Source organism: Mucilaginibacter sp., assembly GCF_028287845.1.
In the GTDB taxonomy this organism is placed as follows: Bacteria; Bacteroidota; Bacteroidia; order Sphingobacteriales; family Sphingobacteriaceae; genus Mucilaginibacter.
The window spans coordinates 41,482-51,800 of sequence record NZ_JAQBOW010000107.1; the positions used below are offsets into that span (position 1 = coordinate 41,482).

Here is a 10,319-nt window from a genome sequence, read left to right on the forward strand (position 1 = left end):
TACTGCACGTTATTTTTTCAGTTTTAATTTTTTATCAAACACCATCCCATTGAATTTATGTTCAACCAGCTTTATAGCGGCCGCATTTGATTCTTCGATAGAAAATGTTTTTAATTTAGCAGATAAACCCTGTATTTGCGGCCCTGTTATACTATAAACACCTGTTTTAACATAGTTTAAGGCATGAGCCAGCAAACCCTCTGCAGGATCGCCAAAATCCTTGGTAACATCATCATAATCATTTACACCCGGATAGGTAGTTGAGCCCGGTGTCATACCTGAATAATACCCTCCCTGAGCTAATGAGTTTTTAGTTTCTAATTCCGGGATGTATAGTTGATATTTATTAATGTCTATATCAAAAAAAGCAACAGGTTTACCGTAAGTAGTTGTACCAATTAACTGCACATTTAAATGCGGGCGCAAATTATTAATGGTTAGTTCGCTTGCAGATGCTGTTGCCCCTGTTACAATAAAAAACACACGGCTAATGTTTAGCATTCCCTTTTTTGCGAAATTTATGGCATTACCGGCAACGGTATAATCAAATTGACCATAATTATAGAGCTGATTAATAGTTGGATCTCTGCGCACCTGGTTCTTAAGCAGGCTTGCTTTTCCGCTACTTAGTATATCGTTAAAATAAGAGCTGTACATTATCGTTCCGCTTTTTGCAGCCGGAACAATTAAGTTGTCTAAATACTCGGCAGTTGAGACAAGACCACCGCCGTTATAGCGCAGATCAACAACCAGATCTGTAATACCCTGCATTGCAAAATAATTAAAAGCTGCATCCAATTTAGCATCAGCATTATCACCAGAAGTAAAGCTGTTAAACACTATATAGCCAACCGTTTTACCTGTAGCCACATTAAAAGTTTTATAAGTTAAAACCGGATTGATGGTATAATTTGCTGCATTAAGCGTAACGCTAAATGTAGATAGGTCTGCCTTTTGCAAAATCATTGTTATTGTGGTGCTGTATGCATAGGCATTAATAACAAACTGGGTATGCGTTCCCGAAGATCCATCATAACTCAAATTACTATTACCATTAATTGAAATGATCTTATAGCCTCTCTTCACCCCTCCCAGATCAGCAGGCGAACCGGGGTAAACATATTTTATACGCAGATCATTAACATCATTAAATAATGGTGCGAAACCAAAGTCGGCATTTGTTCCGCCTAATTCAGTCGACACCTGCCCCTGATCAATAAATGAGTATTTGGCTTCTCCGGGTGCCGGCGAATAATACTCATAAGGTTTTCCTGTTGATGGATTTATTTTATATTGAGAGATAGCATCAACTTCCTTTGTTAACGCGCTTAGATCGTCTGACCCGGAAATTGCCCGCGGATTAAAGGCGGCATAGCTTGGCAAACCATCGTACCAATAATATGCTTCTTTGGCATATAAAAATACAGAGTCTCTCACCAGGTCAAGCGTTGAACCATTTTTTGACGGAGCAATTTCATTATTGTTTTGTGTACCCTTTTTACAAGAAGTCGCCAGGCAGGTAACAATTATAATAATTAAATAAAATGCTTTTTTCATGTTTATATTAAGGTAATATTATAACGATAATAAGCTTAACTGTGTTATATTCAATACTATAAAAACTCTTTAACATTAATATAGTCAACCCCTGTTGCTTCTGCACAAAGCACGTCATCAGCAGAGTTTCCTATCATTAGTATATCCTTCCTGGTTAAACCTTGCTCTTTCATTAATAAATGCAGCACATCAGGTTCAGGTTTAGGTAATGTTTCTTCGGCAAAATAACAGGTTAAATAAGGCTCCAGCCCGTGCCACTCTGTTTGTTTAATTTTATTTAATTGCTGAGCCGGATTACCATTAGTTACAAGGTATAGTTTTTTACGGTCAATTACAACTTCCTGCATCAAATCAAGCACGGCTTGATAAACTAATAATTTTAACGGAAGTTTAGCAGTAAGTAATAAATGCTGAAAACTGATCCGGTATTTCTCGTCTATTCCTAATTCTTCTTTTACCCTGTCAAATACTACATCCCTACCCTCTGCCGTATAGGTTGCCACCATTAAATCGGTTATTGTTTTTGCGTCTGATAGCTCTGTATATTCTATCAAACCGGCAAACAAATAATAAACCTGGAATAAATAATCTTTTTCAGGATAAATAACATTATCCAATTCAAACACAAAAGCCTTTTTACGCGGATCTATATCGCTATATTTCATTACTTTGTTACCTGTATATCAATATTGTATTCTTTAAATAGTTGCTGAGATTCTAATAAAAGGCCCGTTTCTGCAGTATCCAGTACATAGATTAGATCAACTGAATTATCCAAACACAGGGCCAACATTTCATGCGTATAGGATATGGATTGCGGATTGGGCAATTGTACCATTTTACCTTGCATAAGCATAAATGCAGGTAATGTATGGTAATCACCTAAAATAACATCATCCCTGTTTAGTTGTTTTTTAAGGCGATGCGCCTGTGCCGAATTGGCTGCCGTTATAAGAATGCTCACTATTATTGAACAATTAAACCATCAACCATTAAAACCTTACGGTCTGATATATTTGCCAGTTCTTCGTTATGGGTAACAATTACAAAAGTTTGGTTAAACTCATTACGCAGCTTTACAAAAAGCTCATGCAGCTCGCGCGCATTGGCCGAATCAAGGTTACCCGATGGTTCGTCGGCAAATATTAGTGCAGGTTTATTAATTAAAGCACGTGCTACGGCTACTCTTTGTTGTTCACCGCCAGAAAGGGCATTGGGTTTGTGGTGAAGCCGATTGCCTAATCCAAGTAAATCTAATAGTTCAGTAGCTCTCTTTTCAGCTTCTGCTTTTGAAACTCCGGCTATAAAAGCCGGAATACAAACATTCTCCAGCGCGTCAAATTCGGCCAATAAGTGGTGAAATTGAAATATGAAACCAATTTCACGATTACGAAAGTTGCTTAAATTTTTGTTGTTCAGTTTATTTAGCTCAACGTTATTAATGAATAGCTGACCGGAATCGGACTTATCCAGCGTACCTAAAATATTAAGCAGGGTACTTTTCCCCGCGCCTGATGCGCCAACTATAGTTACAATCTCACCTTTTTCTACTTCAAAATCAACACCCTTTAATATTTGAAGTTGCGCGTATGATTTATGAATGGCTGTTGCTTTAAGCATGCCCAAAAATAGCGATTAGAGATTAGAGATTGATGATAAGTTGTTAATTTTATAAAGCGGAAGTGTCGGTTTGTAACATTTTTATTGGTTTTAACCTATTCTTACTAGCGCAATCATATCAAAGTAAAACTAATCTTTAATCTCTAGTCTCTAATCTCTGATTTCGAAACAAAATCATTAGATTTACCGCAAATACTTCGAAAAAATATGAATATTCACGAATACCAGGGTAAAGCCATATTAAAAAGTTTTGGCGTAAGAGTACAAGAAGGCATAGTTGCAAATACGGTTGAACAAGCTGTTGAAGCTGCTAAGAAATTAAAGGAAGACTACGACTCAAGCTGGGTTGTTATTAAAGCACAGATCCATGCCGGTGGTCGTGGTAAAGGTGGTGGTGTAAAATTGGCTAAGAATTTAGACGAAGTTAAACAAAGAGCTACCGATATTTTAGGAATGCAATTAGTTACACCACAAACCGGAACTGAAGGTAAATTAGTACGTAAGGTATTAGTTGCCCAGGATGTTTATTACCCGGGCGAAAGCGAAACTAAAGAGTTTTATATAAGTGTTTTGTTAGATCGTGGTAAGGGCCGTAATATTATCATGTATTCTACCGAGGGTGGTATGGACATAGAGGAAGTTGCCGAGCATACCCCGCATTTAATATTTAAAGAAGAAATTGATCCTAAAGTTGGTTTGCAGGGATTTCAAACCCGTAAAATCGCTTTCAATTTAGGTTTATCGGGTGATGCGTTTAAGGATATGACCAAGTTTATCGCTTCGTTATATAAAGCATATGATGCTACCGATTCTTCAATGTTCGAGATCAACCCGGTATTAAAAACATCTGATAATAAAATATTAGCTGTTGACGCTAAAGTGAATTTAGATGATAACGCCCTATACCGTCACCCGGATTATGCAGCAATGCGCGATACCCACGAAGAAGATCCTACTGAAGTTGAAGCAGGTAAATCAAACCTTAACTATGTGAAGCTTGACGGTAACGTAGGCTGTATGGTTAATGGCGCCGGCTTAGCTATGGCCACGATGGATATTATAAAATTGGCAGGTGGCGAACCTGCTAACTTTCTGGATGTTGGGGGTACCGCTAATGCGCAAACGGTTAAAGCCGGTTTCAATATCATACTAAGCGACCCGAATGTTAAAGCGATTTTGATCAATATTTTTGGTGGTATTGTGCGTTGCGACCGTGTTGCGCAAGGTGTTATTGATGCTTATAAAGAAATAGGCAATATCCCTGTTCCTATCATTGTTCGTTTACAAGGCACCAATGCAAAAGAAGCCAAAGAACTAATAGATAATTCTGGCTTAAAGGTTTACTCGGCTATTCTATTAAAAGAAGCTGCTGAAATAGTTAAGCAAGTATTGGCATAGAAATTTCTAATCAAACAGCATGTTAAAGGGGCCCCGGCCCCTTTTTTTGTGGCTACTAAATGGGGATCAATTAAGTAAAACAGATAAAAACATTGGATAACGTATTTCGAGACAAGAAAGATGTTATACCGTAAATCTAAAACATTGTATTACAGAAAATTGTAGTTAACAGGGAAAATTGTTCTACAATGTCGACAAAGTGTAAATTTAATAATTAAATTATATGTTTAAACATCTATTTATTTATATTTGTATCACTAAAATAAAACAATCAATTAATCATGGCAACAGCAACAAAATGGGTTATAGACCCTACGCACTCAGAAGTACAATTTAAAGTAAAACACCTGGTTATATCAACCGTAAGTGGTTTTTTCAGAAGTTTTGAAGGTTCATTAACGACTGAAAATGATGACTTTGAAGGCGCTTCGGTAGAATTCACTATAGATATCAATAGCATTGATACCAACCAAACCCAACGTGATGGGCACTTAAAATCTGCTGATTTTTTCGACTCGGAAAAATATCCCAATCTTAAATTCAAATCAACTTCATTTACAAAAACCGGTGATGACGAATATAAATTAACCGGCGATTTAACTGTTAAAGATGTAACCAAACCAATTACACTTGATGTTGAATACGGGGGATCTGCAAATGATTCTTACGGAAATACTAAAGCTGGCTTTGAAGTTATTGGTAAAATTAACCGTAAAGAGTTTGGCTTAACCTGGAATGGTGTAACCGAAGCGGGTGCAATTGTAGCAGGTGAAGATATTAAGATCAGCATTAACGCCCAATTTGTTAAACAAGCGTAATTAATACATGGTCGGAGATTTTCGATCTCGGAATTATAGATACTTATTTGGCATATTAAATGCTATAAACTTAAATGCAATCTCAATGCGAGATTGCATTTGACGTATATTGCAAAAAAAATCGAAATCGAAATAAACAATGCTTATTAAAATATATCCTGAAAACCCTAATCCAAAAGCTATTGAACAGGTGGCCGATGTATTACGTAAGGGAGGATTAATTATCTACCCTACTGATACGGTTTATGGTTTGGGCTGCGATATTACCAATCATAAAGCTATTGAGGCTATTTGCAAAATAAGAAACATAAAGCCCGAAAAGGCTAATTTCTCTTTTATATGTTATGATTTAAGCCATATATCAGACTATATAAAACCAATTGATAATACCACTTTCCGCTTATTAAAAAAAGCGCTGCCGGGGCCCTTTACTTTTATATTTAATGCCAGTCATAACGTACCCAAACTGTTAAGCTCTAACAAAAAAACAGTTGGTATACGTGTGCCGGATAACAATATAGCGCGCGAAATTGTAAAGGTATTAGGTAACCCTATCCTCTCTACCTCTATTAAGGATGATGACGAGATCATTGAATACTCTACCGACCCCGAATTGATCAACGAAAAATATGAAGACCTGGTTGACCTGGTGATTGACGGAGGCTATGGCGATAATATTGCATCAACCGTTGTTGATTGCACATCCGGCGACTTTGAGGTAATACGTGAAGGCAAGGGTGAGTTAGAGTTATATTTATAACAGTTGAGTAGAACCATTTCATAAGCTTGGGTCATTATGCGCATGGTTACGCCACTCTATAAACCCTTGCCGAGTAATATCAAAATCAGAAAGTGCTTTTTGAAGCTACAGCCCGGCCCTACAAGGATGTCCGTATGGAATGTATAAATCCATTAATTTTTTCGAGGTAATTTTCAGATTCCAAAAGCTTTACAAATTTACTTCCAACTATTGCACCGTCGGCGTATTCGCAGGCTTTTTTAAATGTAGCATTGTCGCCTATACCAAAACCGATGATCGCCGGGTTTTTCAATTGCATGGCTTTAATACGTTTATAATAATTTTCAATACTATCAGATACATCTAAGCTGCCGCCAGTTATTGATGATGATGAAAGCAGATAAATAAAGCTATTACTCAACTCATCAATTTTACGGATACGGTCTGCAGAGGTTTGCGGTGTAACTAAGAATATATTGCTCAGGTTATTACTCTTAAAAAAACCGGCATACATGGTTTCATACTCATATATTGGCAAATCCGGTACAATAACACCGTCTACACCTGCCTCGGCAGCTTTTTTGCAAAACTGTTCTACACCATATTGAACTATCGGATTAAAATACCCCATTAAAAGCACCGGTATGGTTACCCGTTTACGCAGATTTTTTAATTGCTCGAATAATAAATTAAGCGTCATGCCATTATCCAGCGCTTGTTGTGAGCTATGCTGAATGGTTGGCCCATCTGCCACAGGATCTGAATAGGGAAAGCCTATTTCCAGGAAATCAGCTCCGGCTTTTTCTAATGCTTCGGCGATATCAAGGGTAGTATTCAGTTCGGGATAACCTGCTGTATAATAGATGGATAACAAATTACCTTTTCTGGCAGCAAAAAGATGGTTTAGACGGTTCATTATTATTAGTTAGTAGTTAAAATATTTTATATACGTGTCTAAATCCTTATCCCCACGGCCCGATAAGCAGATGATCACGTTATCATCTTTCTTAAAGTTCATTTTCTCTAATTGTGCCAATGCGTGTGCCGATTCTATTGCCGGTATAATACCTTCTAATTGGCAGCATAACAGACCCGCTTGTAACGCTTCATCGTCTGTTACGCTTGTATATTGCGCACGGTTTATTTTATACAAATGCGCATGCTGCGGACCTATACCCGGGTAATCTAATCCGGCAGATATAGAATAAGGCTCAACCACCTGCCCATCGTCTGTTTGCATTAAAATGGTACGGCTTCCATGCAAAACACCCTCCCTGCCCAAAATAGTTGTAGCTGCAGAGTGGCCGCTATTCACGCCTTTTCCTGCTGCTTCAACAGCAATAAGCTTAACACTTTCATCATCTAAAAAATGATAAAACATACCCATGGCATTGCTGCCACCGCCTACACAGGCCATTACATATTCTGGTAACTCTTTACCGGTATGCTCAAATAATTGTTTTTTAGCTTCAAATGATATGATAGATTGAAAACGCGCTACCATATCCGGATAAGGATATGGACCAACAACCGACCCGATAATATAATGTGTATCAACGGGGTTGGCTATCCAGTCGCGCAGGGCCTCATTGGTGGCATCTTTAAGTGTTTTACTACCGGAGCGGGCCGGAACCACCTTCGCGCCTAACATCTTCATACGCGACACATTTGGGGCCTGGCGTTCCATGTCAACTTCGCCCATATAAACTACGCATTCAATACCTTTGAGTGCACAAACCGTTGCGGTTGCTACGCCATGCTGGCCCGCACCTGTTTCGGCGATTATGCGCTTTTTGCCCAGGCGTTGTGCGAGCAATATCTGGCCGATTGCATTATTAATTTTATGCGAACCCGTGTGGTTCAGGTCCTCTCGCTTTAAAAATATATTGGCACCATATTTTTCAGAATATCTTTTGGCAAAATATAATGGAGACGGCCTGCCTACATAATCTTTTAAAAGCAGATCGAACTCAGCCTTAAAATCGGGCTCATTTATTATCTTTAAATATTGCTGCCTTAATTCTTCAATATTAGGGTACAGCATTTCGGGCACGTAAGCACCGCCAAAATCGCCATAATAACCGTGTTCGTTAACTCCGTATTTCATGCGTAGTAGATTGCTTTAACAGGTTAAACGCCTGTTTTAATTTTTTTATATCTTTCATTCCGGGTGCTGTTTCAAACTTACTGTTCAAATCTACCCCATAAAATTGGGGGTGTACAATTTTTGTAACCTGCTCCAAATTATCCAAATTTAAACCTCCGCTTAAAAAAAACGGCATGTTCAATTTATATTTATCTAATACTTTCCAGTTAAAGGTTTTGCCCGAGCCGCCGTACATATCTGTCTTGGTATCGAACAAAAAATAATCAATTTTGCCGATATAATCATTTAGTTGGTTAAAATCAAAATCTTCATTTAAACCAAAGGCCTTAATAACTGTCACCTTGTTTCTAAATGAGTTGGCAAATTCGGGAGTTTCTTGTCCATGTAACTGTATAGCATCAAATCCAAATTCTTCAATAAGCCGGTTAATTTCTTGCTCATTTTCATCCACAAAAACAGCAGTTTTTAAAATTGATGCAGCCAGACCGTTCAAAGCATCAGCAGGCACTTCACTAACAAATCTTGGCGAGCGGTCATAACAGATAAAGCCTATATAATCAGGATCTAAATCAGCAACTGCCTTAATATTGTCCGGATATTTTAACCCGCAAACCTTTATTTTCATTTTAGTTTTAGACAAGGGTTTTAAAACTTGTTAATGCTCTCTTACTAACTAATGCTTCTTCTGCTTCATAAAAACAATCCGCAAAGCTATTTTGAGGATTTATTGTTTTAATGGCCAATGCCGCATTTGCTAAAACCACATTACTTTGCGCTGTAGTACTATTGCCGTTTAACACCTGCATAAATATAGCTGCCGATTCATTAACCGTGCTTCCTCCAACTATTGCTGATGCATCTATCCTATCGAAGCCAACACTTTTTAATGTGTTTATTTTTTCACCTTCAGGGGTAAATGTTTTAAAATCGCACGTAAGCGAAATCTCATCATAACCCTCTAATGCATTTAAAATAGTATATTTTTTGTCAGATCGTTGATAAAGATAGGCATACATGCGCGCAAGCTCTAAATTATAAACGCCAACCAACTGATTTTTAGGCTTAGCAGGATTAACCATTGGGCCCAGCATATTAAAAAATGTTTTAACACCAAGCTCCCTGCGTATTGGCGCCACCGTTTTCATTGCAGGGTGGAATAAAGGTGCATGTAAAAAACAAATGTTGGCCCTATCTATACTATACTTAAGATCGTCAATATTATTAGTGAATTTATAACCTAAATACTCCATCACATTGGATGAGCCACAACCGGATGAAACACCATAATTGCCATGCTTTGCAACTTTATAGCCCGCACCCGCTACTACAAACGATGCCAGGGTTGAAATATTAAAAGTGTCTTTACCATCGCCACCAGTGCCGCATAAGTCAATTAAATCATCTGTTCCCAAATTAACTGGTAAACATAGCTCCAGCATGGCGTCCCTAAAACCTTCCAGCTCGGTAACAGTTATGGATCGCATACAATAGGCGGTCATAAAAGCGGCCATCTGCGAATTATTATACATGCCCTGCGATACCAGGGTTAAAATGCTCTTTGCCTGTCCTCTGGTAAGTGTTTTATTCTCGAAAAGGTGATTTAAAATTTGTTTCATATATTATCCCTTAAAGGGAAATTTTAGTTAAAGACCATCAAACGTTTTAACAAAAAAGGGTTACCTTACGGCAACCCTTTAAATATAATTTACAATAACAAGAGTTTGCCTTACGATCAATCGTTAAGCCACCACCAATTATTATTTAAACTTTTAATTATCATTATATGGCAAATATGGAAATAGTTTTTTCTAAAAGCAAGCAGAATGAATAAATTTACGGTGTTAAGTTTATTTGGTTGATTGTGTTGGTTAATTGAGTTGTTAATTATCGGTCAAAAAAAACTTATTTAACCCAATCAACTTTAATCCAACCACTCAACCAAACATGGCTATCCATAAACGAAAATTCAATCCGGAAGATGATCTTGGATTTGGCACCCAGGCCGTTACCAAAAGCCAGCGCCTAATAAACCAGGATGGATCTATAAATGTAAAACGTAAAGGGCTATCTTTATTTGACA

The 10,319-nt window shown here is 37.7% G+C and carries 11 protein-coding genes; 3 read left to right on the top strand and 8 right to left on the bottom strand.

Annotated elements, in window-relative coordinates; genetic code table 11:
* Positions 1 to 9 precede the first annotated feature (9 nt).
* Genes JWP71_RS10835 through JWP71_RS10850 form a run of 4 tightly spaced genes read right to left on the bottom strand, consistent with a single transcriptional unit; the run spans position 10 to position 3,177 of the window.
* Positions 10 to 1,557: a S41 family peptidase gene (locus JWP71_RS10835; RefSeq protein ID WP_299499648.1), complete on the bottom strand. Its 1,548-nt coding sequence runs from the start codon at positions 1,555 to 1,557 to the stop codon at positions 10 to 12.
* Between the two features lie 56 nt (positions 1,558 to 1,613).
* Entirely contained in the window at positions 1,614 to 2,222 is a 609-nt protein-coding gene (locus JWP71_RS10840; protein ID WP_299499650.1) for an HAD hydrolase-like protein, read from the bottom strand.
* Positions 2,222 to 2,521 (bottom strand): hypothetical protein, encoded by a 300-nt coding sequence (locus tag JWP71_RS10845; protein ID WP_299499652.1) that lies wholly within the window; start codon positions 2,519 to 2,521, stop codon positions 2,222 to 2,224. Before JWP71_RS10845 ends, JWP71_RS10840 begins: the two co-directional genes overlap by 1 nt.
* 2 nt (positions 2,522 to 2,523) lie before the next feature.
* A complete protein-coding gene (locus JWP71_RS10850; RefSeq protein WP_299499654.1) occupies positions 2,524 to 3,177 on the bottom strand; it encodes an ABC transporter ATP-binding protein in 654 nt (217 codons plus the stop codon).
* Between the two features lie 207 nt (positions 3,178 to 3,384).
* Between JWP71_RS10850 and sucC the strand changes: the two genes are divergently transcribed.
* From sucC to JWP71_RS10865, 3 genes are all read left to right on the top strand, one after another.
* Positions 3,385 to 4,575: an ADP-forming succinate--CoA ligase subunit beta gene (gene sucC / locus JWP71_RS10855; RefSeq protein WP_299499656.1), complete on the top strand. Its 1,191-nt coding sequence runs from the start codon at positions 3,385 to 3,387 to the stop codon at positions 4,573 to 4,575.
* Between the two features lie 281 nt (positions 4,576 to 4,856).
* Positions 4,857 to 5,393: a YceI family protein gene (locus tag JWP71_RS10860; RefSeq protein ID WP_299499658.1), complete on the top strand. Its 537-nt coding sequence runs from the start codon at positions 4,857 to 4,859 to the stop codon at positions 5,391 to 5,393.
* Positions 5,394 to 5,532: 139 nt separating this feature from the next.
* Positions 5,533 to 6,153, top strand: coding sequence for an L-threonylcarbamoyladenylate synthase (locus JWP71_RS10865; RefSeq protein ID WP_299499660.1), 621 nt, complete (start codon positions 5,533 to 5,535; stop codon positions 6,151 to 6,153).
* A gap of 118 nt (positions 6,154 to 6,271) precedes the next feature.
* On the opposite strand, the gene trpA is transcribed toward JWP71_RS10865, so the two are convergent.
* The 4 genes from trpA to trpD are packed head-to-tail and all read right to left on the bottom strand — an operon-like array spanning position 6,272 to position 9,855.
* Positions 6,272 to 7,048, bottom strand: a complete 777-nt coding sequence (trpA, locus tag JWP71_RS10870; RefSeq protein WP_299499662.1) for a tryptophan synthase subunit alpha — start codon at positions 7,046 to 7,048, stop codon at positions 6,272 to 6,274.
* A gap of 9 nt (positions 7,049 to 7,057) precedes the next feature.
* Positions 7,058 to 8,239 (bottom strand): tryptophan synthase subunit beta, encoded by a 1,182-nt coding sequence (trpB, locus tag JWP71_RS10875; protein ID WP_299499664.1) that lies wholly within the window; start codon positions 8,237 to 8,239, stop codon positions 7,058 to 7,060.
* A complete protein-coding gene (locus tag JWP71_RS10880) occupies positions 8,223 to 8,864 on the bottom strand; it encodes a phosphoribosylanthranilate isomerase (protein WP_299499666.1) in 642 nt (213 codons plus the stop codon). The genes trpB and JWP71_RS10880 overlap by 17 nt, the downstream gene beginning before the upstream one ends.
* Before the next feature lie 7 nt (positions 8,865 to 8,871).
* A complete protein-coding gene (gene trpD, locus JWP71_RS10885; protein WP_299499668.1) occupies positions 8,872 to 9,855 on the bottom strand; it encodes an anthranilate phosphoribosyltransferase in 984 nt (327 codons plus the stop codon).
* Positions 9,856 to 10,319: the final 464 nt, after the last annotated feature.